Origin of the sequence: Methylocystis suflitae, from assembly GCF_024448135.1 — a bacterium.
Classification (GTDB): Bacteria; Pseudomonadota; Alphaproteobacteria; order Rhizobiales; family Beijerinckiaceae; genus Methylocystis; species Methylocystis suflitae.
The window spans coordinates 1-25,708 of the sequence record NZ_JAMRYX010000023.1; the positions used below are offsets into that span (position 1 = coordinate 1).

Annotated in this window: 17 protein-coding genes; 14 read left to right on the forward strand and 3 right to left on the reverse strand. The window is 61.2% G+C overall.

The annotated features are described in order from the left end of the window. Positions 1-171: 171 nt before the first annotated feature. The gene (locus tag NEI07_RS01600; protein WP_256032255.1) at positions 172-429 is read left to right on the forward strand and encodes a hypothetical protein; all 258 of its coding nucleotides are present in this window, start codon (positions 172-174) and stop codon (positions 427-429) included. 198 nt (positions 430-627) lie between these two features. Here the strand turns inward: NEI07_RS01600 and NEI07_RS01605 are convergent, their stop codons facing one another. Together NEI07_RS01605 and NEI07_RS01610 are read right to left on the reverse strand one after the other, a co-directional pair. Continuing rightward, positions 628-1,866 carry an MFS transporter gene (locus NEI07_RS01605; RefSeq protein WP_328516950.1) on the reverse strand — a complete coding sequence of 413 codons (1,239 nt, stop codon included), beginning with the start codon at positions 1,864-1,866 and terminating at the stop codon, positions 628-630. Positions 1,867-1,926: 60 nt separating this feature from the next. Then, positions 1,927-2,220, reverse strand: coding sequence for a con-10 family general stress protein (locus tag NEI07_RS01610; RefSeq protein ID WP_256032256.1), 294 nt, complete (start codon positions 2,218-2,220; stop codon positions 1,927-1,929). 495 nt (positions 2,221-2,715) lie between these two features. Here NEI07_RS01610 and NEI07_RS01615 point away from each other — a divergent pair, with 495 nt between their 5' ends. From NEI07_RS01615 to NEI07_RS01635, 5 genes are all read left to right on the forward strand, one after another. Beyond that, complete coding sequence (locus NEI07_RS01615; protein WP_256032257.1) at positions 2,716-3,105, forward strand: hypothetical protein; 390 nt, start codon at positions 2,716-2,718, stop codon at positions 3,103-3,105. Between the two features lie 292 nt (positions 3,106-3,397). Beyond that, positions 3,398-4,069: a sensor histidine kinase gene (locus tag NEI07_RS01620; RefSeq protein WP_256032261.1), complete on the forward strand. Its 672-nt coding sequence runs from the start codon at positions 3,398-3,400 to the stop codon at positions 4,067-4,069. Beyond that, positions 4,066-4,686, forward strand: a complete 621-nt coding sequence (gene fixJ / locus NEI07_RS01625) for a response regulator FixJ (protein WP_256032263.1) — start codon at positions 4,066-4,068, stop codon at positions 4,684-4,686. The genes NEI07_RS01620 and fixJ overlap by 4 nt, the downstream gene beginning before the upstream one ends. Positions 4,687-4,819: 133 nt before the next feature. Beyond that, positions 4,820-5,263 (forward strand): response regulator, encoded by a 444-nt coding sequence (locus tag NEI07_RS01630; RefSeq protein ID WP_256032264.1) that lies wholly within the window; start codon positions 4,820-4,822, stop codon positions 5,261-5,263. A gap of 470 nt (positions 5,264-5,733) precedes the next feature. Next, positions 5,734-9,105 (forward strand): PAS domain S-box protein, encoded by a 3,372-nt coding sequence (locus NEI07_RS01635; protein WP_256032306.1) that lies wholly within the window; start codon positions 5,734-5,736, stop codon positions 9,103-9,105. Positions 9,106-9,229: 124 nt separating this feature from the next. On the opposite strand, the gene NEI07_RS01640 is transcribed toward NEI07_RS01635, so the two are convergent. Beyond that, complete coding sequence (locus NEI07_RS01640) at positions 9,230-9,571, reverse strand: antibiotic biosynthesis monooxygenase family protein (RefSeq protein WP_256032265.1); 342 nt, start codon at positions 9,569-9,571, stop codon at positions 9,230-9,232. 257 nt (positions 9,572-9,828) lie between these two features. Here NEI07_RS01640 and NEI07_RS01645 point away from each other — a divergent pair, with 257 nt between their 5' ends. From NEI07_RS01645 to NEI07_RS01680, 8 genes are all read left to right on the forward strand, one after another. Next, positions 9,829-11,952, forward strand: coding sequence for a heavy metal translocating P-type ATPase (locus NEI07_RS01645; RefSeq protein ID WP_256032266.1), 2,124 nt, complete (start codon positions 9,829-9,831; stop codon positions 11,950-11,952). A gap of 292 nt (positions 11,953-12,244) precedes the next feature. Continuing rightward, positions 12,245-14,671, forward strand: a complete 2,427-nt coding sequence (locus NEI07_RS01650; protein WP_256032267.1) for a TonB-dependent receptor — start codon at positions 12,245-12,247, stop codon at positions 14,669-14,671. A gap of 16 nt (positions 14,672-14,687) precedes the next feature. Beyond that, complete coding sequence (locus NEI07_RS01655) at positions 14,688-14,975, forward strand: hypothetical protein (protein ID WP_256032268.1); 288 nt, start codon at positions 14,688-14,690, stop codon at positions 14,973-14,975. Next, entirely contained in the window at positions 14,972-15,256 is a 285-nt protein-coding gene (locus tag NEI07_RS01660) for a hypothetical protein (protein WP_256032269.1), read from the forward strand. The genes NEI07_RS01655 and NEI07_RS01660 overlap by 4 nt, the downstream gene beginning before the upstream one ends. 15 nt (positions 15,257-15,271) lie before the next feature. After that, positions 15,272-16,873, forward strand: coding sequence for a PepSY-associated TM helix domain-containing protein (locus NEI07_RS01665; RefSeq protein ID WP_256032271.1), 1,602 nt, complete (start codon positions 15,272-15,274; stop codon positions 16,871-16,873). After that, the gene (gene fes, locus NEI07_RS01670) at positions 16,870-18,234 is read left to right on the forward strand and encodes an enterochelin esterase (RefSeq protein ID WP_256032272.1); all 1,365 of its coding nucleotides are present in this window, start codon (positions 16,870-16,872) and stop codon (positions 18,232-18,234) included. The genes NEI07_RS01665 and fes overlap by 4 nt, the downstream gene beginning before the upstream one ends. A gap of 3 nt (positions 18,235-18,237) precedes the next feature. Then, positions 18,238-18,462, forward strand: coding sequence for an MbtH family protein (locus NEI07_RS01675; RefSeq protein WP_256032273.1), 225 nt, complete (start codon positions 18,238-18,240; stop codon positions 18,460-18,462). 74 nt (positions 18,463-18,536) lie between these two features. Beyond that, positions 18,537-25,706, forward strand: coding sequence for a non-ribosomal peptide synthetase (locus NEI07_RS01680; protein WP_256032308.1), 7,170 nt, complete (start codon positions 18,537-18,539; stop codon positions 25,704-25,706). Positions 25,707-25,708: the final 2 nt, after the last annotated feature.

Below are 25,708 nucleotides of genomic sequence, written 5' to 3' on the forward strand. Positions count from 1 at the left end.
AGCCATTTTTGACAAGGATGGTCGCGCACGTCTCAATACCGGCAGTTTGGAGCTTTGCTTTCGTTTCGCTGGGCGCAAAGCAGGGAGGATGACGCCGTGTGCACAGTGGAAAACGCGCTTCAAGATGATTGCGTCAGCGTCGTTCAAAGGCAAGATGACGAAGGCGCCTATATGATCCGGATCGGGACGCTCGAGACCGTCATCACCATTCGATTACGCCGGACCTGGGGTTCGCGCACGGCCTATCGCCTGAGCCACGCGATCAAGACGCCGCGCCAGCCGAGCCCCTTCTGGAGCTGCGCGTCGGAGGCGGATACGCCAGGCGACGCTTTGCGGAAAGCGATTAGCGGCTTCACGATGCACTATCGCAAGGCGGTCGGCGAGGGCTATGCGCCAGCCGAAGATTGGCTCGTTCCGGCCGGAAGCTAGGCGCGCGCCGATCGGCTTCCAGTGCAGCCAACGAATCTGCGGATAAGAGCTTCGTAGCGCGTCGAGTGGGGCGGCGCGCGTTGGCGACATCGACGCGCCTGTCAGAATGACGAGCCCGCGCCGCCTGTCGCCGACAACTTGTCGCGCTGCTCGCCAAGCGCTTGCTCGAGCGCGGCGGATCTGCGCGCTTCGGGCGGTTTAGCGGTTCACAGGCCGGTCTGAAGTTTTAGCGCGTCGCGCGAAAAGGTAGCTGGCGATCAGTCCGAGCATCGCGAACAGGGTGACGACCGAGAACACGTAATTATGCCCAACGGTCCCGGGCCACCGGTCGAGCAGATAGCCCATGAGCGGCCCCATAAAAATATCCGGCGCGTAGCCGATCACCGATAGCAAGCCAACTGCGCTCCCCGTGCGCTCCATGGGAATTTTGGCATCTTGCATGATCGCGAAATACAGGCCGCGCAGCGCGAAGACGCCGATGCTGGTGAAGATTATCGTCAAAACAAACATCCATGCCATGCCCGCGCCAATAGCGCCGGAGGCCAGCACGGAGCTCCCGGCTGCGAGAAGCACGAAACAGCCGACGATCATGAGCGGCGCGCCGACACGCTCAGCCAGGTAGCCGGCGCCAATGGCCGCAGCCGGTCGTATCCAGAGCGATGCGACGCCCGCCCGCGCCGCCTCTACCTGATTCATACCGATGACCTGATTCGCGTAGAGCGAAAAATCGTCGATCGCCTTAAAGCCCACGTAGGCGCAGAGGATCACCGCAGCCTGCAGCCAGACTGATGGCATGGCGAACACGCGGGCGACATCGCTTATCGACGCCGCTCGCTGCGCCGGCGTTTTGCGCTCCGGTAGCGCCAGCCGGATGAGCAAGGCGGCTCCGCAGGTCATCGCGGACAACAACAGTATGATCCATCGCAATGATTCCGTGCGTTGCGCGAGACTGGCCGTCTCGCTGTCTTCTGGCAACAGCGCGGAAAACAGGACCACCATGATCGACGCCATGACGGCCGCCAGCGCGCCTCTGCCGCCTTCGAGCAATCCGAACGCGCGGCTTTGGGAAAAGTTGAGTCCCCACTCACGCGTGGCGCGAATCAACGGCGCCCAGAACAGGGCGATCGTGGTGACTCCCCAGTACCCGTATAAGATCGCCAGCGTCGATGGGGACGGAATCGCCATCATCACGAGGCCGCCGACGGCGGTGGATGTCAACGCGACAGTCAACATTGTGCGTGCGGGGTATCTGTCGGCGAGCAGACCGCCGAATAAATACGCGGCCACTGCAACAACGCCATAAACCGAATAGGCGGCGCCGAGTTCGAGATTAGTTACGCCGAACACATCGAGGAGCGTCGGCCGGAATATGCGAGAAAATACGAAAGGCAGCAGAAAAACGGATTCCCCGGCGACGATCAGCGCCGTGATCGCCAGTCCTCGCCGTCGCGCGAGGCGCGCGTCATACGCCAGCAGTGGCGCCAGCGCGACGATTCGTCATGCGCCTCCGGATGTGCCCTCATCCTCGGTGCGCGTGTTGCGCGACGCATGGCCCCCTTTTTTGCCCGCTTGCGCCGCAAGCTGCCGATCGACGGAAAAACTGCGCTTTGCCGCGTTGACGGCAAGTCCGCCTTTGCGTCCCGCCGTCGACGCAAGGTCGGGATTTTTGGCGAAACTGCGCTGTTCGCCCGGCACGCTCTTTCCGCCCTTGCGCGCAATTTCACGTTGCCGCTCCGGCGTCATCGATGCGAAGCCCCTCCGGGACTTGGCGCCCGCGGCAACCGTATCCATACGTCGCGCTCCAATTCTGGTCGACTACTCCTCCGCAACGATCGAAGCGGCAGAAGCCGCTCAGCAGACCAAATAAACGACGCCGGCGCTGTCGGCCTTTCGAAATGGCGGCTGAGCCATAACCATTTTCGCTAAGACTAAGCGGCTGCCAAGCTCGTAATCTTACGTAGAAATTGCATCCTTCGAGCCATCAGAGTTTGTCAGTGTTCGCGAGGTCTGGGCGTCGGGCTCATGCGTTGAGAATGGCTTTTGAGGTAAGACTTCGTTAAGGCTCGCTGTGGTCGGTCTGATACTGCGTTCTCTTGTTTTGGGTCGACGCGCGCCGTGCAATACAACAAATGGTTGATCCAATATTCCACTTACGTAAGTCTACCAATTTTGCCTCGCGCGCGATCGTGCTCTTATGCCGTAGGTGTCGATTTCTCCAAGTAAATGCCGCCGAAAGAGCTGCAACAGCGCCTTGAGTAGAGCACGAGAACACGACGGGAGCGTCCAATGTTGTCGGCGTCGTGGTGTGGGGAGCAGTCGGGTCTCGCGCCACGCCAAGTGGTTGCGATGCTTTCACCGAAGCAAAAACAGTTGCTCGCGAGCTACCAGCTGAACCTGCAAAAGGGCGATTGGTTTGTATTTGAATTGATGGCGTCGGATATTCGGGGTCTTGTGGACCTCGGCGCAATGGCGCTTGCGACAGACGTGCTCGTTGTCCTTCGTATTTTCTCGCGGGACCGGTCCGCAATTCAACGCCTATGTGCAGCGCACCCCCGCGTTCAAAGGTTTGTCCGGGACTCGATCGACGCGGCGGACGCCCAACTTGCTTATTGCGGCGAGCGGGGGAGGCAAATTCAGTCTGCAATCCGCACGGAGCGGAAGCAATCACTAGCGTGAGCTCTGCCGTCGCAATGGCGGTCTTGTTGCTCAGTCCCGAGCACGCGATCTAACTGAAGGGGCGGACGCGCCGCAAAAGCAATGACGACGGCGTCTGTGCGCTGCCACGCTTACGGCGCCATAGAGCGCTGGCTATAGGAGATCGCGCTTGCCGAACTTGCGGCGTATGGCGGCGAGTGCGACGGATTATATGATTGAATCAGGCAATAGGATCGCCTCGGTGGATGATGCTGGTCCCAATGTATTTGGCGTTAGTCGTCGAGAACTCGATCGCCTGAGAGCCGTTAGCAGATTGGCTGCGACTTTCGCCCACAATATCAATCAACCGCTGACTGCGGCGAGCGCCTATCTCAGGGCGGCGCAGCGCCTCACAGGAGGACTTCCAAAGGAGTCGGTCGCACCGATCGTTGCGGCGCTCGACAAGGCCGTCATGCAGATCATGCGCGCCGGGCAGGTCGTTCGCAGTCTGAGCGAGCTTGTTGCGCAGGGCGAGCCAGACAAGACGCTTGTGAGCGTTAATTCGCTGATTGAGGAGACGCTTTCACTCGTTGCTGCGGAGGCCGCCGAGGCGGGGGTCTCGATCGGCAAGCGGCTGACCACAGACGACGATTTTATCGTCGCCGACCGTGTCCAGATCAGACATGTTCTGGCCAATCTTATACGAAACGCGATTGAAGCGATGCAGGATTTGCCGCGACGCGAGCTGTTGGTTTCCACAAAGACGCAAGCTCCGACCACCATACGCGTCGAAGTTCAAGACACCGGCTGCGGACCTGGCGGAAGGGAAAACGCCGATTCGCTCGATGTTTTTGCGATGCGGAAAGAGGGAATGGGCATCAGGCTGTCCATTTCCCGCGCAATCGTCGAAGCGCATGATGGCCGGCTGTGGGCTAAGGCCAACCCAGAAGGCGGCGCTATATTCTCCTGTGATCTTCCGTTGCGAGGACGAGCATTTAGCGGATGAGATCGGGAACAGTTTTTGTCGTGGACGACGACGCGGCGGTGCGCGATGCGCTTCAGCTTCTACTCGAATCTGAAGGGTTCGCCGTATCGAGTTTTCCGTCGGCGCCAGCTATGCTTTCGTCCATCGGGCCGGAAAGCGCCGGGTGCGTCATCGCTGATGTTCGCATGCCGGAAGTGAGCGGACTCGACCTGATTCTCGAGATGAAGAACCGAAATCTCCATCTGCCGATCATTATCATCACGGGCCATGGCGACGTGCCTCTCGCCGTCGAGGCCATGAAGCGCGGCGCTGTAGATTTTCTCGAGAAGCCGTTCGATGACGATGCGCTCTTTGCGGCAGTCAAGAGTGCGCTCTCGAAGCACGAAGCTGCGCAGTCGCGCTATGCGGAAGAGCGGCAGATCGCCGAACGATTTATGTCATTGACCAAGCGGGAGCGCGAAATTCTTGAAAGGCTCGCGCAAGGCCACTCTAACAAAGTCATTGCTCATGATCTCGGCATCAGCGTGCGCACGGTGGAAGCGCATCGCGCTAACGTCATGGCGAAAATGCGCGTCAAGAACCTCGCGGAGTTGGTCCGAATGTTTCTCAACGGTCGGAATATGAGCTTCGGCGCGTGATGTCGCCAAGCGTTCTTCACGATACTCCGTCGTCAATCATGCGTCGCGGTAATTTCGGTGCGGATGCCCTTGCCAAAAGGCGCGCATTAAGTATTCAAGTGAAAGCGCCGAGCGCAAGAGGAGCGAATTGGTCATGCGAGCGCCACTCTCCCCGGCAGACGCAGTCCAACTGAACGAACTCTCCGTAACGACGCCCCGGGCGCGGCGTGTTCTCGTCATCGACGACGATAGGGACGTCGCCGACAGCCTGGCGATGCTGCTCGACCTCCTGGGATGCGACGTGAGAACGGCCTATAGCGGCGCGGTGGGTGTCTCGCTGGTGTCCGATTTCCAGCCGAGGATTGTGTTCCTGGACATCGGCATGCCGGGGATGAACGGCTATGAAACTGCGCGGCGCATTCGCAGCGAGCCAGCCGGTCGGCGGGCGCAGCTGATTGCGCTCACCGGCTGGGGGCAGGATTTGGACAAGAAGCACACCCGCGAAGCGGGGTTCGACCGCCATCTGGTCAAGCCGGCCGATATCGACATTTTGGAAGAAATCCTCGCCGCCTGCGGCGAGGAATCACAGCAAGCTTAAGCGACATATCGGCGCATAATGCCGCCTCTTGGCGAGGCTTTCGTCAGGATTCCTCCCTCTTCACGTCGCTTAGCCCTTTGTTTGGCGCGCTGAAGCCATTGCGGGAGGCTCCTGCCGTCCACCAGGGCGGGTCATGCGACGCGCCCGCAGCTAGAGCGCGCCGCTAGTGTCGCGCCTCAGCTGGATTTTCCTGGGACGCCGGCGTTAGTAGGAGTGTCGCGGCGAGGAACCGTCTCGACATAATGCTTGGCGGGAACATCCTAAGGACTGAGCGCCCGAGGCGCGGCCGCGCGAGCAGTGGGCCGTGGCCTTTCGCGAAAGCAAGGCGCGCTTGCGCTTGCGTTTAAGCCTTGCAGGGGGATTTCCAACAGAAGCGTCAGGATGCGCCGGCGGACGCTGGACCAACAGCGCGTTTCTGTTCGGCGCCTTGCCCAATTCTGTCCGTTGGATAGCAAATGACCTTGTCGAATATGGACGCGTTCTGGGTTGTAAATTGGACAACGGATGTCGCTGGACAATGCGATTATATCGATCGGCAATGGCCAAGAATCACAGGCCAAACAGCCGGAGCCGCGATGGGCGGAGGGTGGCTCGACGCCATCCACCAGGACGATCTGGAGCAGGTGAAGGTCGAACTCGGTCTGGCGAGTGGATTACAGCGCCCGTTTCAGATCGTGGCAAGGCTTAGACGCCAGGATGGTCAGTTTCGCTGGGCGTTGGCGGTTGGCGCGCCGCGCTATGATGAGCAAGACGTATTCATTGGCTACAGCGGCTCCATCATCGATTTCCATGATCGGATAGATATCACCGAGCGCAAAGAGCGCTCGAACGCATTGCGCGCAAGCGAGGAGCGCTATCGTTCGCTTTTTGAGACGAGTCGCGACGGCATCGTCACCGTCGATCTGAGCGGCCAAATTCTCGAAGCCAACCCTGCTTACCAGAAGATGCTCGGCTACACGCTCGAAGAGCTGAAGCGCCTGACTTATCAAGAGCTGACCCCAGAAGTCTGGCATGACATGGAAGCGGCGATCGTGCGGGAGCACATTCTTCCGCGCGGCGAATCCGCCGAATATGAGAAGGAATATGTCCGCAAGGATGGAACCGTATTTCCGATAAGTCTGCGAACGTGGACCGTTGTCGACGAAAGAGGCCATATTGTCGGCATGCGCGCCTTCGTGCGCGACATCACCGAACGCAAGCAGGCGGAAGCGGCGTTGCGCGACAGTGAGGAACGCTTCCGCGTATCCTTCGCCAACGCCTCGATCGGCTTTGCGATGAACGGGCCGAACGATAATTATCTGGACGCCAACCGCGCTTATTGTGTGATCGCCGGCTACACGCGGGAGGAACTTCTTGCCCTCAAGGGGTCGCAGTTGATCCATCCCGACGATCGGCCAGCCAATATGGCCTTGGCCGAACGGATGCTCGCCGGCGTGATCCCGGGCTTCGTCGTCGAAAACCGCTACATTCGAAAGAATGGCGAAAACATTTGGGTCCGCAAGAGCGTCTCGCTCATTCGCTCGGCCGACGGTGCGCCACGGTGGATCATCACTCTCGTCGAGGACGTCACCGAGCGCAAGCTGGCCGAAGAGGCGCTGCAGCAAAGCCGCAACGATCTCGACCGCGCCCAGGAGGTCGGAAAGATCGGTTGGTGGCGGCTCGACGTGCGCCGGAACGTTTTGACCTGGTCGGACGAGAACCATCGCATATTCGGCGTGCCGAGGGGGACGCCGCTCACCTACGATAATTTTCTCTCCTTGGTGCACCCGGACGACCGGGCCGACGTTGACGCAAAATGGCAGGCCGGCCTGCGCGGCGAACCGTACGACATCGAGCATCGCATAGTGTCCGGGAGCGACGTCAAATGGGTGCGTGAGAAAGCCTATCTGGAATTTGACGCGGCGGGCGCGCTTCTTGGCGGCTTCGGCATCACGCAGGACATCACCGAGCGAAAGCAGGCGGAGGAGGCGCTTCGCGGGAGCGAGGCTCGGCTGCGGCTGGCGACCGAGGCCGCGAAGATCGGCGCCTTTGACTGGCGCATTCCGACGGACGTGAACATCTGGACGCCGGAATTAGAGGCGATGTATGGGCTGGCGCCGGGCGAGTTCGGCCGGAGACGCTCGGCCTGGGAGCAGTTAGTTCACCCAGAAGATCGCGCGGGCGCGGTCGCCAAGGTTAACGAAACGTTGGCGTCGGGCGAGCCGGTCGAGCATGAGTGGCGAGTCGTCTGGCCCGACGGCAGCGTGCATTGGATTGCCGGGCGGTTTCAAGGTTTCAAGGACGCAGCCGGCAAGCCAGTGCGCCTCACCGGCGTGAACATCGACGTTTCCGAGCGCAAGCGGGTCGAGAAGGCGCTGCGCGACAGCGAGTTGCGCTATCGCTCTCTCGTGGAAGCGGCGAGCGCGATCACATGGAGCTGTCCGCCATCCGGACTGCATGAACAGCCGCAACAGGAATGGATGGCCTTCACGGGTCAGACCGCCGAGGAAATGCTGGGCGACGGCTGGACCAAGGTTGTTCACCCTGATGACCTCGAGGCAGTGGCGGCGCAGTGGCGAGCAGCCGTCGCGCGGGGCGAGCCGTTTTGGAGCGAGCACCGCATCCGCCGACATAATGGCGAGTGGCGCTGGATGCGCGTACAGGCCGCGCCCATTCGCGACGCAACCGGCGAGATCATCGAGTGGTTCGGCAGCAATGCAGATATCGACGATCTCAAGCAGGCCGAACTGGCGCTACGGGAAAGCCAGCAGCAGCTCGCGCTGGCGCTGGAAGCCGGCCAGCTGGGATTCTGGGACTGGCACGTGCCCAGCGGCCGGGTCCAGTTCGGCGGCCATTGGGCGTCGATGCTCGGCTATGATCTTAGCGAGATTGAACCTGATGTCCGAGCCTGGGAGAGGCTAATTCATCCCGACGAGAGGGAGGAGGTCGCCGCCAGACTGACCGACCATCTGGAGGGTCGCTGCGATTTCTACGAATGCGAGCACCGCCTGCGTCACAAGGATGGATCTTGGCGCTGGATTCTGGACCGCGGCCGGGTCGTGGAGCGGGACGCTGCTGGCCGTCCGCTAAGGGCCATCGGCACTCATGCCGACGTGACGGCGCGCCATGAGGCTGAAAGCGCGCTGCAAGACGCCGACCGCCGCAAGGACGAGTTCCTCGCCACTCTTGCGCATGAATTACGCAACCCGCTCGCCCCGATCCGCAACGCCGTGCATATCTTGAAAAAGAAATATGGTCCCCAATTTCCTGACGCTCCGCTGCTCGCTATGGTCCAGCGACAGGTCGATCACCTTGTTCGCCTCGTCGACGATCTTCTTGAAGTGTCACGGATCAGCCGTGGCAAAGTCGACTTGCGAAAGGAAAACGTCGCCGTATCGGATTTCTTGCAGCACGCCTTGGAGTCTTGTCAGCCGCTCATCGAAAGCAAGAGCCATCGCGTAACCTTGAATGTCGCGGATGAGCCGCTGCGGGTTTTCGGCGACTCCGTCCGTCTGGCGCAAATTGCGGCCAATATCATCAACAACGCGGCGAAATACACGCCGCCGGGCGGGCGCATCGACATCGACGCCGCGCGCGGGAACGATGAAGTCGTGCTGCGGGTTCGCGACAATGGCGTTGGCATCAGCGCCGACATGATGCCGCGCGTCTTCGATCTCTTCGCGCAGACGGACGACCAAATTCGGCATTCCGAAGGAGGGCTCGGCATCGGCCTTGCGCTTGTGCGCAGCCTCGTGGAAATCCACGGCGGCAGGGTGGAAGCGCGCAGCGAGGGCGTCGGCCGGGGCAGTGAATTCATCGTCAGTCTGCCGCTCGCGGACGGCGGCGCCCGCCGTCACCGCTGAACTGGTCCGCCTCGAGGCATGTGAGATAGACGCCATCCGGCTTCGCAGCGAGGATGCGATCGCGCTTATTCAGCTGCGTCACCTCCTCCTTGGCCGACGCCTCGCGTTTCTTGCAGCATCAATCCTATTCTGCGGCGGTCGGCGCATAGTTTGGATTGGATTCGGTGAGAATCGCGTCGAAACCTTCGAATTCGGGACCGCCCAGATAGAGATCGCGGTTCTGACCAGCGTTTTTGTGAGCCTCGCGGAAATGTTCGGAATGCGTCCAATCGATGAAGTGCTGCCGAGTTTCCCACAGCGCATGCGACGCATAGAGAATGTGGTCTTCGCGCTCGGGCCCCTTGAGCAGATGGAAGACGATGAAGCCGGGCCTTTCCTGAAGCCGCGACTGACGCGACCGCCAGACGTCCTCGAAGGCCTGTTCCTTTCCCTTGACGATTTTGAAGCGGTTCATCGCGACAAACATGACTCGGCTCCTGTCATTGGCTTCGGCGGGTTCCGCCAGCGTTCTTAGCTAATCGTCCTCAGGGCGAAAGGCAAAGAACATGGTTGCAGCTAATGCGCTGTCGCGCGGTAGCGACTCCGCTAAGATCACAACACATTTGTGGACCATGGCGCAAAACTGAGTTAGGAGCGAAATTTAGTGTCTGCGTGAAGGCAGAGTCGGAGATCGACGCCTCAGCCGCAGATCCGCGAACGCGCAAAGGAGCCTCGTCGCTGGCCATGGCGTGTTTAGAAATTGTCCATGAGTTGGACAAGCGACTGCGTTTGCGGCTTTTGTCGAATGCGGACGATTTCACGCAGACGGAAGTTGCGCTGCGACAGCTTCCCGGCGTCGTCTCTGTGCGCGCCAATCGCGCCTGCGCATCTTTGACGCTTGCGTATAATGGACAGCCCGAGGTCCGCGACTGTATTCTTGAAACCGCACGTCGAACGCCATCGATGGCCGCGGATGTCTGGCGACCTCCGCCAGCCGCTAACGCCAAGCGCGTGACTCTCGCGGCCGGCGCAATCGCCGCTGCGCTTCTCCTTCCCGCGCCGCTCGCCGCAGCGATCACTTGGCTCAACATCGCGGGCGTGCTCGCGCGCGGCGTCCTTGCGGCGTCGCGCGGCAAGCTGAAGACCGACGTTCTTGATGCGCTCGCGATCGGCGTGCCGGCGGCGCGTCAGGAATATGTCACCGCCAGCGTGACCCGCTTCCTTCTCGCGCTGGCGGAGCATATCGAGGCGACCACCCTCCAGCAGTCAGACGAATTGCTGCGTTCGCTCCTGCGGCAGGCGCCTGGCGACGTCTGGGTGGAACGCCGGGACGGCGCACTCGCGCGCATGCCTTTCATGCAGCTGAAGGGCGGTGAGCGCGTCGTCATCGGCGCCGGCGAGACCATTCCGGTCGACGGCCAGGTGGTGGCCGGCGACGCCTATGTCGATCAGTCCTCAGTGACCGGCGAAAGCCTTCCCATGCCGCGCGCGGTCGGAGATCAGGCGCTCGCGGGCAGCGTTGTCACCGACGGACGGCTCGTGGTCCAGGCTGAGCGCGTGGGCGAGGACACCACGACGGGACGCATTTCGCGCTATATCCAGGAGGCGCTCGACCGTCCGGCGGACATCCAGACTGTGTCCAGCGTCTTCGCGGATCGGCGCGTCGGCATTACGCTGATCACAGCTGCGATGGTGTTCGCGCTCACGCGCGACTGGCGCCGGATCGAATCCGTCTTCATGGTCGACTATTCCTGCGCCGTGAAGCTCGGCACGCCGATCGCGATCAAGTCGGCGATGTATCGGGCCGCGCATGAAGGCTGTCTGGTCAAGAGCGGAACGGCGATCGAAACGCTTGCCGGGGTCGACACGATCGTTTTCGATAAGACCGGCACGCTGACTCACAACATGCTCGAGGTCACGGACATTTGTCCGCTGGACCCCGGGATCGGCGAAGAGCGGGCGGCGGCCATGGTCGCTTCGCTCGGCGAACACACGAGCCATCCCATCGCGCGCGCCGTTGTCGGGCTCGCGCAGCAGCGCCGACTCGCCCATGTCCCGCATGAGGCCGTCAATTTCATTGTCGGCCATGGCGTGGAAGCGAATGTCGATGGACGTCGCATTCGGTTTGGCAGCCGGCATTATCTCGAAGACGACGCCCACATTTCATTCGCGGCCGCCCGCAAGACCGTGCGCGCGCTTCGAGAGCAAGGCAAATCGCTTCTCTATGTCGCCGCCGATGAGCGCCCAATTGCGGTCTTTGCATTGCGCGATCGATTGCGACCGGAGAGCGCGCGCACGGTTGCGCAGTTGCGCGCGTTGGGAGTCAAGCGCCTCGTGATGATCACGGGCGATCGCCAGGCGCCGTCGCTGGCTTTCGCGGAGACGCTTGGCATCGATGCGGTGCATTACCAACAGCAGCCGGAAGACAAGGCCAATATCATCGCGGCGCTCAAACGGGAGGGCCGCCGCGTCGCTTATATCGGCGATGGCGTGAACGACGGTCCTGCATTGATGGCGGCGGATGTCGGCATCTCAATGCCGCGCGCCGCCGACATTGCCCGAGCCACCGCCGACATTGTGTTGCTGGAAGACAGACTGGATTCCGTCGCCACGATACTCGCGGTCGCTCAAGAGGCGATGCGCTTGATCCACTCGAACTTCCGATTCGCGGTTGGCGTGAATTCGGCGATTCTGGCCGCCGCGGCGTTCGGCCGTCTTTCTCCTCTCGCCGCCGCCACGCTGCACAATGGGACGACGATCGCCGTCCTGCTGCGCGCCCTGCTGAGCGGACGCGCGCATCGTTCCGTCACGGACAAAATCCCACGCGATTCAGTCGCGCTCGAGCATAGCCGGGCGCAGGAACAATAGCAGCACTCCTTCAGCTCGGCGATCGCCTCGGACCAGTCTGCGGCGAGATCGGAGTCTGCTGACTTCGGCGCCGCACGGTGACTGCGGGCGGGTCGCTTTGTTTACAACTTAAGCAATAAAGCACTAGCTACTTTGGAATGAGAATAAATACAAGTAATATATGGTACATATGTCACATCGCCTTTAAAATACTTCCGAAATGACGGTTACATAATTGACGGAAAAAAAATATTCGAGCTATGTGCAGCATACAAAGCGGGGCGTCGCGCTGCACAATAGTAGAGGCGGAAGAATGACTAAGAAACATTCCAGATTTTCCGGCCTGGACATCTCGACGATCGGGAAAAAATCCCTGCTTGTATGTAGTCTCGGCGCGCCGGTCGTGATCGCGCTCGAAGCCGCATCGGCCCTGGCGCAGAACGGCTCGCAAACATTGCCTCCGGTGACCGTGGACGCGCCGCGCGAAAAGCCGCAAGCCAAACCGCAGCAACAAACGCGCCCAGTGTCGTCGAGCGCACGGGCGAGCAGCGTTCATCCGAGCGGCCCGAGACCGCACGTGGCTTCGACGCCGCACGGTGCGACTTCCGCCGCCCCGCAGGTGGGTCCTGCGCTGCTCGGCGCAACCGGCGTTGCGCCGTCTCCGCCAACGGGCGAAATCGGCAATCTTCCGCCCGCCTATGCCGGAGGCGAGGTCGCTCGCGGCGCCCGGCTCGGCATGCTCGGCAATCGCGATTTCATGGATACGCCGTTCAATGTGACGAGCTACACGTCGGCGTTAATTCAGAACCAGCAGGCGCGCACCTTGCAACAGGTCCTGGAGAACGACCCGTCGGTTCGCATGCAGACGTCGGCAGGACACATTCGCGAGAATTTCAGAATTCGCGGCTTTCCCGTACTTGGCAGCGAGCTGGCGCTGAATGGTATGTACGGGCTTGCGCCCGACGGGCACGTGGCGACCGAATTCCTGGAGCGCGTCGAAGTGCTCAAGGGGCCGGGCGCGCTGCTCAACGGCATGGCGCCGTTCGGCGCGGTCGGCGGCTCGATTAATCTTGTCACCAAACATGCGGGCGATGCGCCGATCACCAGCGTCAGCAGCGACTACACATCCAGTTCTCAGTTCGGCACGCATATCGACGTCGGTCGGCGCGGCGGCGATCACAATCAGTTCGGCGTTCGCTACAACGGCGTTTATCGCAGCGGGGGGACCGCGCTCGACGAGCAGTGGAAAGTGCGCGGCCTGAACGCGCTGGCGCTCGATTTCCGGGAGGAGCGCGTCAGGCTGTCGATTGACGCCTATCACAGCCAGGAAATCTTCAAGAACGGCAGCGCGTTCATGGCGAGCTTCAGCGGCATTGGGGTGGCGGCTGCGCCAAGCGCAACCAAGAATCTGTTTATCGGTTCCAACGCCCGCTTCGAGAACGCGGCGGTCATGGCGCGCGGCGAGCTCGACATTGCGGAGAATGTCACCGTTTTCGCCGGCATCGGCTTTTTGGACAGCCGAAACTTCGGCTTCACAAATGGAACCCAGGCGCAAGGCGTCAATCTGCTCGGCAACTACTCCAAAGCCCGAATCGTCAATCTGCGCGGCTATACCAATTCGCTGTCGACGCAGGGCGGCATTCGCGGCCAGTTGGACACGGGACCGCTGCGCCATCAATTCGTGCTGAGCGCTTCGGCGCTGAAACTCAGCAGCAGTTCCGAATTTGGAGCTGTCTCGCCATACAGCTCCAACATTTATGTGCCCGTCGTGCCGCCTCAGGCGCCGCCGCCGCCGGTCATTCCGAACACGGCGTTCCGTCTCGGGCAGCCGTATTTCGCAACCGATCCGAGAAAGACCGGAGAAAACTATCTCGCGAGCCTCGCCTTCGCCGACACCATCTCGGCCTTCGACGAACGCATTCAGCTCATCGGCGGCCTGCGCAGCCAGCGGGTGATGACCAAGACGTTCCAGGCCAATACGGGCATCGAGACGAACGCCTATGACAGCCATCGTCTCTCGCCGGCCTTCGCGCTGATCGTCAAGCCATTCGACAATCGGCTGTCGCTTTACGCCAACTATATCGAGGGCCTCAGTCAGGGGTTACGAGTCACCAATCCCTCCGCAACCAATTACAATGAGACGTACCCGCCCTTCGTCTCCAAGCAGATCGAGACTGGCGCGAAGCTCGATTTGGGCATTCTCGCGAATACTCTGAGCTTCTACGAGATCACTCAACCGACTCTTTCGACTGTGACGACGGGCGGCCTGCTCAGTTACAAGCCCGTCCAGCAACGCAACCAGGGCATCGAGTGGAACGTCTTCGGCGAGCCGATCCCGGGCGTCCGCGTGCTCGGCGGCGTCTCCTACATGATCGGCGTCATCACTCAGAGCGCGGACGGAAAGACCACCGGAAAGAACGCCTTCGGCATTCCAAGATGGCAGGCGAACCTCTATGGCGAATGGGATCTTCCTTATCTGGTCGGGGTGACCGTGGAAGGCCGCGTCATCTATACGAGCGCCCTCTACGTCGACTCGTTGAACTATTACCGAATCCCTGAATGGGCGCGCTTCGACGCGGGGCTTCGCTATGCGACGAACATATACGGCGTGGATATGACGCTGCGGGCGAATGTGAACAATCTGTTCGATCACAGCTATTGGTCTGGAGCGTATAACGACGGTTTCGCCACGCTCGACGCGCCGCGCACCGTCCTCCTGTCGACGACGTTCAAGTTCTAAGGCTAGGGAGCGGACGTTGAACCTCTCGCCCGAAGCCCTTCAATTCGGATCCTCCATCGCAGTCGCGATGGGCGCCGCCAGTCTCTATCTCGGCGCGCAGAACCAGTGCTGGCTGTCGCGGCCGCTGCCTGGGTTGTGGAGCGGCGTCGCTGGCGCGGCGCTGCTGCTTCTCGGCGTTTTTCTGTGGAGTCAGACGGTTCAGCTTACAACTGCGATTTTCGGGACGCTCGCCCTGGTCATGCTTCTGTTCATTGCTTTCCCGTGCCTGGGGGCGCTGCGAACCTTCATCAGGAAGGCGCCATGAGTCAGATCCGACGCGATTGGGTCAGCAAAACATCGGCCGGCGCCATTTTGGGCTTCAGCCTCGCGATCGCGCTTGCGGGCCTCTTTGCATGGCTCAGTCCCGGCGGACTGGCGACTCCAAATAAATTTCAGCTCGTGATGTGGCTTGTCGCGCCAATCTGGCTGACGACGCTGAGTCTGTGTTTCCTCTTTTCGAGCGGTATGCGCGCCTGGCTCTGGCTGGGCGGCGTGAATCTATTGGCATACGCCGGCCTGATCGCCTGTCGCCTTCTCCTTCGCTAATCGGGACAACGCACGATGCGCAGCGACGTTGTTCGACTCTATAAGGTTGTTCATACGTGGACAGGCATCACCGCTGGGATGTTTCTGTTCATCGCCTTCTATGCCGGCTCCATCACGGTGTTCGCCGAGCCGCTCGCGCGCTGGGTTTCATCCCCCGCGCCTGTCCGCCTCACCGCGCTAGATCGATCGGATGATCTGATCGCGCACACGCTTGCCGCTCGGCCTGACGCAGCCAAGGAATTCACGCTCTATTTGGGCGAAACCGAAGATCTTTGGGCGCGCCTCACATGGCGGAAAGGCAAGGACGATAAGGCGCCATGGTCGGCGGAGCTCTCTTCCGAGGGCGACTTGCGCCTGGTGCAGTCATATCGCTCGAGTCTTGCCGATTTCGTCGACAATATTCACCGAACCGCTGGCATTCCAGGCGCAAATGACATCGGCGAGACCATCATGGGCGTCGTGAGCGCCGTTTATGCCGTCGCGCTTGTGTCGGGTTTGATCATCGTTCTGCCTTCGCTCGTTAAGGATCTATTCGCTCTGCGGATAGGCCCCAATCTCAAGCGCATGTGGCTCGACGCGCATAACGTCGTAGGCGTCGTTAGCCTGCCGTTCCACATCGTCATCGCGCTGAGCGCGGTCGTTTTCTGCCTGCACGAGCCCCTGTACGACGCGCTTGACTACGTCGTCTATGACGGCCGTCTGAAGTCGGTCATGGCTGCGAGCAATCCCTTCAACTCTGTCAAGAAGGACGAACGCCCCGCGCCCATGCTGCCCGTCAACACGCTCCTTGAGCGGGTGAAGGCGGCGTCCCCGAGTTTCGTCCCCACCGAGATGCGTTACCGAAACGCTGGGCATCGTGGCGCCTCGGTTCAGATTTGGGGCTATGACACGCGCTACATGACGAGAGGGAAGGGGTTTGCGGTCATCAGTCCGGTCACCGGAGAGATCGCCAACACAGACTATCTTCCCGGCAAAGAGGGAACTTGGACGGGCCTCGTGGCGATTTTTTTCGCCCTGCATTTCGCCACCTTCGGCGGCGATGTGGTGCGCGTCTGCTATTTTCTGCTCGGCATTGCGGGCGCCTTCCTTTTCTATTCTGGTAATTTGCTTTGGATTGAATCTCGTCGGCGAACTGAACGGCGAAACGGCGGGCCTGTAATTCAGAAGACTTCGACGCGGCTGATGTCCGCCGCCACAGTCGGCGTTTGTCTCGGCGCGATCTGCGCGATCTCCCTCACGATCGTGGCGGCGAAATGGTTGGACGGCCGCGTCGCGAACATCGATGTGTGGCACAATGGCGTTTATTACGCCGTGTTCCTTGCGAGCGTCCTTTGGTCGTTCCTCAGAGGAGCGGCCGCAGCCAGCGTCGAGCTTCTCTGGCTTGCCGCGATCGCCGCCGCCGCAATTCCTTTCACCTCACTGATCGGTTGGGCATCGCCTGCGCTCGGCATGCAGGGTTCGGCGAGCATGGCCGCGCTCGGCGTCGACCTCGTCGCGCTTTTCGGCGCCTTATGCTTCGTCTGGATGGCGCGCTCTGCGGCCCATCGCGTGGAATATGGGCCCGCTGACAGCGTTTGGGCCGCGTCCCACCGGCAATTGCAGGAGGCGACGCGATGACGACGGCTTGCGAGCAATTGTTGGTAGGTCGCTTCGGCCAAGATGTGGGTTCCAATCGTTGGTGGCGTCGAATCGCCATCGAAGGCTGTCCTATTGTTCAGGCGATAGGCGGGGACCGGGCGCGCGTCTTGTTCTTGTGGCGTGACCCTGAAGGCGATGCGACGACCTCAAGAACTCGATGCGTCTATATCGATATCTGCTCAGTCACTGATCATCATAGCAATGAACCTGCCTCCTTGGAGCGGATCGCCGGAACGGATGTCTGGCATTGGTCCTTCGAGGTAGAGGCTGAATGGCGTGGAAGTTATTGCTTCATTCCTGTCGACGACGACCACCTCCATGGCGCGCGCGGCGCTGACGGCGGCATCACACTGAAGGATTGGTGGCGTTCGGCGCTGAAGTTCGCGCAGACCGATCCGCTGAACCCCAACCTCTGCCATGTCGGCCTGCGCGGACAGCCGCTATCCGCCGCACACCTTCCACAGGCGCCAATGCAAACGGCATGGCGAGATGTCGACCGCAACAGCCGCCTCGCGGCCGATCAGAGCCGCCTCCATCAAATGGAATGGAACAGCGCTCAGCTGCGCAACAGCCGCCGTATTTGGATATATCGCACGGGCGTGACGCCTAAAGAAGGAAGGCTTCCTCTCGTCGTGCTGCTGGACGGCCAATATTGGGCCGAAGCCATGCCGATCTTCTCAGCCCTGGACCATGCCACGCACGCCGACTTGCTCCCGCCCAGCGTCTATGTGCTCATCGATTCGCTCAACGCGGACATGCGTCGTCGCGAGCTCGCGTGTGACGAGGCCTTTCTGGAAGCCGTTCAGCAGGAGCTTTTGCCAGTAGTGGCAGGCCTCGCGCCGTGCGGCCGCGATCCACGCAAAACCGTCATCGCAGGACAGAGCTTTGGCGGACTCGCGGCGCTTTTCGCCGGACTTCGCGCGCCAGAATGCTTTGGTTGCGTGCTCAGCCAATCTGGCTCGTTCTGGTGGCCGGGAGCATATGCGCGGGAGGAGCTGCGGCCGCACGTTCCCGATACTCGCGGTCATGCGCGAGACGTCGTCGCCGATTTGATCGAGAGCAGCAAGAGCGGCGCTTCCCGTCTTCGCGTCTTTCTTGAGGCTGGAAGCTTTGAGAAAGTCATTCGTGTCGCCAGCGACCGCGTTCATCGGACTCTCCTCGATGCAGGGCACGACGCCCACTATCGCGTCTATTCGGGCGGGCACGATCCGCTCTGCTGGCGCGGCGGGTTGATTGACGGATTGTCCGTTCTGCTCGCTGACCATCGCGCCGCGCCAGTTGGCGCTACGGCGTCTCGCTCGGACGCCTCAAGATTAGCAACTACAAACGCGACGGAGTGAAGTGTGAACGACGCGCAGCCAAACCCATTCGACGACGAAAGCCTTACGTTTCTCGTTCTGGTCAATTCCCAGGGCCAACACAGTTTGTGGCCGACGTTCGCCCCACAGCCCGCGGGCTGGCGACGGCTCTTTGGTCCGAGCGATCGGAACGACTGCGTAAAATTCGTCGATGAGCATTGGACCGACATGCGCCCGCAGTCGCTTCGTGACGTTTCTCGTCCGCGCTAACCGAATGACTTCCTAGTCAGCCTTTCTTTCGAGAGGAACGACAAGTGCTTCTTGCTCCGCCTTTGCGACCATCCGTGCCGAGTGAGCTTCAACTCCCGCTCATTGCCGCGCAGCCGGGCATCTGGATGGGGGACCAAGTTTCCCCGACGCGAAACGCCTTCATCGTCGCGCAATACGTAGAGTTGAAGGGCGCCGTGGATGTCCAATCTTTCCGCCTGGCTATTCGCATGGGACTTTCCGAGGCCGATACAGTTCACGCCCGGTTTGTCGAGTCTGATGGCCGGCTCTCGCAAATCATTCCCCAACGCCGAAACGCCGAGGAGTCGCCTGATCCGGAGGTCGTTGACGTCAGCGGAGAACTCGATCCGGAGGCTGCAGCGCTTGCCTTCATGCACGTCGATCTGGCGGCGTATCTGTCATTGGATGGCGACGCGTTGCTCTATCGGCACGCGCTTATTCGTCTCGGCGAAACATCGAACGGCGAGCGCTGGTTCTGGTATCAGCGATACCACCATCTGATGGTCGACGGTTTCAGCTTTGCGGCCATCGCGCGGCGCATCGCTGAGATCTATACGGCGCTAAGGCGCCGAAAGCCTTTAGGGGATTCGCCTTTCACCTCCTTCGCCGAGGTAGTCGAAGAATACCAATCCTACGAGGGCTCGAAGGCGCAGGAAGCAGACCGATTTTTCTGGCAGGACCACGCTCAAAATCTGCCGACCCCGATCGCATTGTCGCAACCGAGCGCGAAGACCCCGCAGGCCGGGGCTGTATCCTTGCCGCTGCGGCGAAGAATCTCGCTTCCGCCGGACGTTATGACGGCGTTCGAGGCGCAAGGCGCCGTGGTTCGCGTCTCCGGCGTCGAAATGGCGATGGCCGCCGTCTTTGCGTATCTGCATCGGATGAGCGGCGCGACGCGATTGACGGTCGGCATGCCCTTCATGCGACGCATGGGATCCATTGCGCTCTTTGCCGCAGGTCCTGTCGTCAACGTCCTACCTGTGCAGCTGAGCATCGAACCCTCGATGTTACTGTCGGAGGCGGCGACAGCGCTCGCATTGGAATTGAAAGCGGTGCGGCGGCGCCAACGGTACGAAGCCGAACAGCTGCGGCGAGATCTTGGGTTGGTCGGTTCGGATCGATCTCTCTACGGGCCGATGCTCAATCTCAAGATGTTCGATTATCGCCTCGATTTCGATGGCGTCGCGGGCGTAACGCATCAGCTGGCGTCGGGACCGGTCGAAGACATGGAAGTCGACCTTTATGTCGACGACGGAAGGTTGACGATTGATCTCGTTGGCAATTGCGATCGCTACGACAAGCAGGATCTGGAACTGCACGCGAAGAGGCTCGCCCGTCTCGTGGAGCGCCTCGCGGATGATCCCAAACTCGCGATCGGCGCGGCGCTGCTCCTGACCGAAGGCGAGCGCGCGCTGATCGCAGCGGCGAACGACACCGCGAAAGATGTTCCGCAGCTGACATTATGCGACATGCTCGCCGCCCAGGCGGCAAAGACGCCGGACGCTATAGCGCTCGTTGATCCAGACCATACGCTGACCTACCGAGAGGTTCGCCGCCAGGTCTCTCGACTTGCGCAAATACTTGCAGATGCGGGGGTGGTCGCTGAGGATCATGTCGCGATCGCGCTTCCCCGGACCGTTCACTTAAGTCTTGCGATCATGGCGGCGCTGGAGACGGGCGCCGCCTACTTGCCCCTCGACATAAATTATCCCGACGAGCGACTCGCCTATATGGTCGAAGACGCAGCGCCGCGATTGATCATCACCAGTGAGAATCTGCGAAGCCGATTCGAAAGGATGGGGCGGGTGCTGATCCTCGACGAGCTCACGCCCAACATCGAAGAACATTCGTTCGTGTCCAAGTCGGCGCTCACGCCCGATCATCCGGCCTATATCATCTACACGTCAGGCAGCACCGGGAAGCCGAAGGGCGTCGTTGTTTCTCACGGCGCGGTCGTTAATCTCCTGTGCTGGCTTCAAGACGAATATTCGCTCAGCGCCGATGATGTTGCTTTGCAGAAGACGCCCTGCAGCTTTGACGTCTCCGTCGGCGAGTTCTTCTGGCCCCTGACATGCGGCGCACGTCTCGTGATGGCGCCGGAAGACGTGGACCGCGATCCGGAATCCCTGCTTCAGGTTATCCGCGACTATCGGGTCACGACGATGAATTTCGTGCCGTCGCTGCTCGCCGCCTTTGTCGCCGGCGTTCGAGCGACGGCGAACGCCGCGCGTGACGCTATGAGTCTGCGTGCGGTGTTTTGCATTGGCGAGGCGCTGTCGAAGGAACTCGCTGAAGCTTTTGAGAACCTGTTTCACGCCCCGCTTCATAATGTTTACGGACCGACCGAAGCGACGGTCGAGGTGACCTATCAACCTGCATTCGGACAAGCGCTCACCTCGGCGCGGGGACCGGGCGTGCCGATCGGACGCCCCCTGTGGAACACGGGCTTGCGCATAATGGACGCGCGCTTGCGTCCTGCGCCGATCGGCGTCGCGGGCGATCTCTATCTGACGGGGGCGCAGCTTGCGCAAGGCTATTGGCGCCGCGCGTCGCTGACCGCTAGCCGGTTCGTCGCCGACCCGGAAACCAATGGCGCGCGCATGTATCGCACCGGCGATATCGCGCGCTGGTTGCCAGACGGAACCGTCGACTATCTGGGTCGTAGCGACGATCAGCTCAAAATTCGCGGCCAGCGTATCGAACTCGGCGAAATTGAAAGCGCTCTGCGAGATCAGCCCGGCGTCGGGCAGGCGGCCGTCATCGCGCGCATTTTCGGCTGCGGGGATGTGTCGGCGCTTGCTGCTGATGCTCGACAACTCATCGGCTATGTCACGCCGGCGATGGTCGGCGACGAAATCGACGGCGAAGCGCTGCGCGCGGCGCTGGGCGAGCGCCTTCCTGTCTATATGACGCCTGTTGCGATCGTGGTTTTGAAAGAATTTCCGCTGAGCGCCAACGGCAAGCTCGATCGGAAGGCTTTGCCCGATCCATCCGAGACGGTTCAATCAAAAAGTCGTCAGCCGCTCCCAGGACCCGAAGCGATGCTGGCCGAACTTATCGCTGGCGTCTTGCGCGTGGACAGCGTCGGCGCCGATGACGACTTTTTCTTTCTCGGCGGCGACAGCATTTCCGCGATAGGTCTTTGCGCGGCGCTGCGTCGGCGCGGCGCTCTGTTGCGCCCCCGAGACATCTTCGAATGCCGAACCGTCGCTCGCATGGCCCAGGCGCTCGAGTCGCAGGCGCCCACGCCGTCAGTAGCAACTCTTGAGTCCAACGACATCAGCGAGGCGGAGCTAGATGCGCTGCGGGAGCGATACGGTCCAATCGCCGCCGTATTGCCTGCATTGCCGTTGCAAGAAGGACTGCTGTTCCATGCCCGGCTTGGCGATCAAGCCAGCCGCTACAATGCTATCTCCCGCTTTGATTTCGAAGGTCCGCTTGATGTCGAAAGACTCAAGGATGCGCTGGAGACGCTGCTGCGCCGTCACCCCCAGTTGGCGGCAGTCTTTGATGTGCAACAGGGCGCGGCGCTGCAAATCCTTCCGCTGCTCGACGAGGGTTCCAGTCTACGTCACTGGCCATGGAAGCGTTGCAGTCTCGACGCATGCGATCAAGTGCAGCAAGTCGCCGAACTCGATCGTCTCGAGCGGGCGGAGCTTGATCAGGATTTTCTTGGCGCCGAGGCGCAGGAGCGGATGATGGCGCAGGCGACGCTCGTGCGCCTTGCCGCCGACAGGCATGTTCTGCTCATCTGCTCGCATCATTTGATCGGCGACGGCTGGTCTTCAACGATCATGCTGCGAGAGCTGCTCGGCGCCTATGCAGGTTATGCGCTGCCGGCTCTCACGCCGGATTATCCGACAGTCGTGCGTCGCCTCACGAGCCGCGATCCTGTCCCGGCGCGTCTCGCTTGGCGAGAGGCGCTGCAGGCCGTTGCGCCGACATTGCTGTTTGAAGACACAAAGCGCTTCGGAGCCATTCATGAGCTGCCGCTTCGTCTTCGGCCCGGACTCCTGGAAGAACTGGAGGCGTTGCGCCGCAGCCGCGGGCTGACGATCAACACGTTGATGCAAGGCGTTTGGGGCGCATTTCTTGCAACAATGACGGGTCGCAGCGACGTTGTGTTCGGGTCGCCAATGTCGGGCCGTTCCGAGGCGATCGAGGGCGTCGAAGCGCATATTGGACTTTTTACCAACACGCTGCCGGTGCGCTTGCGGCTGCGCCCGGACCAGCCGCTGCTCGAGCAGCTTGCCAATGTCCAGCAGCGGCAAATTCGCCTGCTGGAGCATGACGGCGTCGGCCTTGGCGAAATCCAGCGGCTGTGCGGCGTTTCCAACCTGTTCGACACATTGCTCGTGGTGGAGAATTATCCGGAAGACGCGAAGCTGTTCGCGGCGGACTTCGGCGGTCTGCGATGCGTCGGCGCCCGCAACCGCGGTTATACGCATTATCCCTTGACGCTGATGGCTTTGCCGGGCCGCGAACTGGAGCTGCGGCTCGAATATCGCGAAGGCGTCAAGGAGCCGGAGAACATTGCCCGCCGTGTGACGAGACTGCTGGAGCAGATCGTCGACCGACCCGACGCGCCGCTCTCTGCGATGGATGTTTTGCTGCCCGAGGAGCGAGATCTGCTCACGCGCGTCAACACGACGAAGGTGGCGAATCATCCGAGCACTCTATGTGAGCTGCTGGCGGACCAGGCGCAGTGCACGCCGGACGCTATAGCGCTGGTCGACGCCGCTTATGCGCTGTCCTACCGCGAGGTTCGGCGGCAAGTGACGGCGCTCGCGCGCAACTTCGCGGCTGCCGGCGTCACCACCGGCGACATCGTCGCGATTGCGCTGCCGCGTTCAGTGCGACTCGTCATCGCGCTGATGGCCGCGCAAGAAGCGGGCGCCGCCTATTTGCCGCTCGACACCAGCTATCCGGAAGAACGTCTTGCGTACATGGTGCAGGACGCCCGACCGCGCCTCATCGTCACGACGCAGGATTTGGAGAAGCGCTTCGAGCAATTGGCCGCATTGCTCATCTATGATGAACTGTTGGATGGTCAAAGCGAAGACAGCTTAAAGAGCGTCATTCGCCCAAGCCCCGACGATGCAGCCTATGTCATCTATACCTCCGGCTCGACAGGGCGCCCCAAGGGCGTGACGGTCTCTCACAAAGCGATCGTTAATCGTTTGCGCTGGATGCAGCACGAGTACCGATTGAGTGCTGACGACGTCATTTTGCAGAAGACCCCAAGCAGCTTCGATGTTTCAGTATGGGAGTTCTTTTGGCCGCTGATTACGGGCGCGCGTCTCGTCGTCGCGCCGCCCGAAGCGCATCGCGATCCACGCGAGTTGCTTCGGCTCATTCAGGACCACCGGGTCAGCGTGATCCATTTCGTTCCATCAATGCTCGCGACCTTCGTCGCGACGGCCAAATCTCAGTCCGGCCATGCAGCGGACTCCAGCAGTTTGCGTCTCGTCTTCTGCAGCGGCGAAGCCCTGTCAAACGGATTGGTTCAGTCCTATGAGACGCTGTTCGGCGCGCCGCTGCATAATCTCTACGGTCCGACAGAGGCGGCTGTCGACGTCACCTTTCAACAGGCCTGCGGAGTCGGCGCAGACGACGCTGCTGAGGCGGCCAGCGTTCCCATCGGCAAGCCTGTGTGGAACACAGGCTTGCGGGTTCTCGACGGCTGGCTGCGGCCGACGCCGGTCGGAGTCGCCGGCGAACTTTATCTTTCGGGCGTTCAACTCGCCGATGGTTACCTCGGCCGCCCGTCGCTCACGGCCAGTCGTTTCGTCGCCGATCCTTTTGCGGACGGCGAGAGAATGTATCGCACAGGCGATATCGTCCGCTGGCTTGCGAACGGAACCGTCGAATATCTTGGTCGAGGCGACGACCAGATCAAGATTCGGGGCCAGCGGATCGAACTCGGTGAAATCGAAAGCGTGCTGCTGGAGCAGCCCGGCGTCGCGCAGGCCGTAGTCATAGCAAGAGCGACGGGCGAACGAGTCGGCGGCGGCGCCGATGAGCGTCAGTTGATCGGCTATGTCATTCCAACAAAGGATGCGGAACTCGACGGCGAATCGTTGCGTAGCGGGCTGTCGCGTCGTCTTCCCGGCCATATGACTCCGACGGCTGTCGTCTGCCTGAAGGAATTTCCGCTGAACGCCAGCGGCAAATTGGACAGGAAGGCGCTGCCAGCGCCTGGAAATGTGGTTCAACGCCGAGGCCGCAAGCCGCTCCCGGGTATTGAAACGACTCTTTCAGAAATATTTGCGCGCGTTCTCGGAGTCGACGAGGTCAACGCCGACGACGACTTCTTCGCGCTTGGCGGACATTCTTTGCTCGCCATGCAACTCGCCGCGGAGTTGGAGACGGAATTCAAGACGCCCGTCTCCGTCGGCGAAGTCATCGTCAGTTCGAGCGTCGAGCGGCTTGCGCGCGCGCTCTTCGACGAACAGGCGGGCGAAGAGCGCAAGGCCGGCTTCGGCGAAGTGCTGCATCTGCGCTCGGGCGCGGAAGCGCCGCTGTTCTGCATCCATCCCGCGTCAGGCTTTTCGTGGCAGTTCAGCGTCCTCACCCGCTATCTCCAAAGCGACTGCCCGGTGATTGGACTCCAGTCGCCGCGCCCCAATGGCGTTATCGCGATCTGTGATTCAATGGATGAGGTTTGCCGGAGACATCTGGAGACGATCCGAAAAATTCAGCCTCGCGGGCCTTATCGGCTGCTCGGCTATTCGCTCGGCGGCGTGGTGGCGCAGGCCATCGCTGCGCGCCTGGTTGAAGAAGGCGATGTGGTCGACTTTCTCGGATTGCTCGACACCTATCCGCCAGAAATTCAAGATTGGAGCAGGCCTCCGACGGCGGACGAAGAGCGAGAGATCGAGAAGGAGCGCGCGCTGTTCATGAACGCCTCCAAGGATGCTCTCGACTCGGCCTTGGCGAAGGAGAAGGCCGAGATGTTCGGCAATATCATGCGGAACTACGAAGATTCAGTGCGTCTACTCTCCACTGCGAAGACGGCGCGCTATCCCGGTGCGGCAACGCTATTCGTAGCGACGCGGACCTTGCCGCCGGGAATGGACGTCCAGGAGACCTGGCGTCCCTATGTGGGCCAGCTCAACGTCGTCGACCTGGACTGCGCCCACACGGACATTGTCTCTCCGCGCTCCTTGCAGGCTTTGGGACCGATCCTCAATGGCTTGCTGCGCGACACAGAGGCGAGGAGCTAGGG

Bases quoted from the DNA above. Each gene is read 5' to 3' on its own strand.
- NEI07_RS01600 (WP_256032255.1), top strand. From the start codon at position 172: ATGATCCGGATCGGGACGCTCGAGACCGTCATCACCATTCGATTACGC.
- NEI07_RS01610 (WP_256032256.1), bottom strand. From the start codon at position 2,220: ATGGATACGGTTGCCGCGGGCGCCAAGTCCCGGAGGGGCTTCGCATCG.
- NEI07_RS01615 (WP_256032257.1), top strand. From the start codon at position 2,716: ATGTTGTCGGCGTCGTGGTGTGGGGAGCAGTCGGGTCTCGCGCCACGC.
- fixJ (WP_256032263.1), top strand. From the start codon at position 4,066: ATGAGATCGGGAACAGTTTTTGTCGTGGACGACGACGCGGCGGTGCGC.
- NEI07_RS01630 (WP_256032264.1), top strand. From the start codon at position 4,820: ATGCGAGCGCCACTCTCCCCGGCAGACGCAGTCCAACTGAACGAACTC.
- NEI07_RS01635 (WP_256032306.1), top strand. From the start codon at position 5,734: ATGGACGCGTTCTGGGTTGTAAATTGGACAACGGATGTCGCTGGACAA.
- NEI07_RS01640 (WP_256032265.1), bottom strand. From the start codon at position 9,571: ATGTTTGTCGCGATGAACCGCTTCAAAATCGTCAAGGGAAAGGAACAG.
- NEI07_RS01645 (WP_256032266.1), top strand. From the start codon at position 9,829: ATGGCGTGTTTAGAAATTGTCCATGAGTTGGACAAGCGACTGCGTTTG.
- NEI07_RS01650 (WP_256032267.1), top strand. From the start codon at position 12,245: ATGACTAAGAAACATTCCAGATTTTCCGGCCTGGACATCTCGACGATC.
- NEI07_RS01660 (WP_256032269.1), top strand. From the start codon at position 14,972: ATGAGTCAGATCCGACGCGATTGGGTCAGCAAAACATCGGCCGGCGCC.
- NEI07_RS01665 (WP_256032271.1), top strand. From the start codon at position 15,272: ATGCGCAGCGACGTTGTTCGACTCTATAAGGTTGTTCATACGTGGACA.
- fes (WP_256032272.1), top strand. From the start codon at position 16,870: ATGACGACGGCTTGCGAGCAATTGTTGGTAGGTCGCTTCGGCCAAGAT.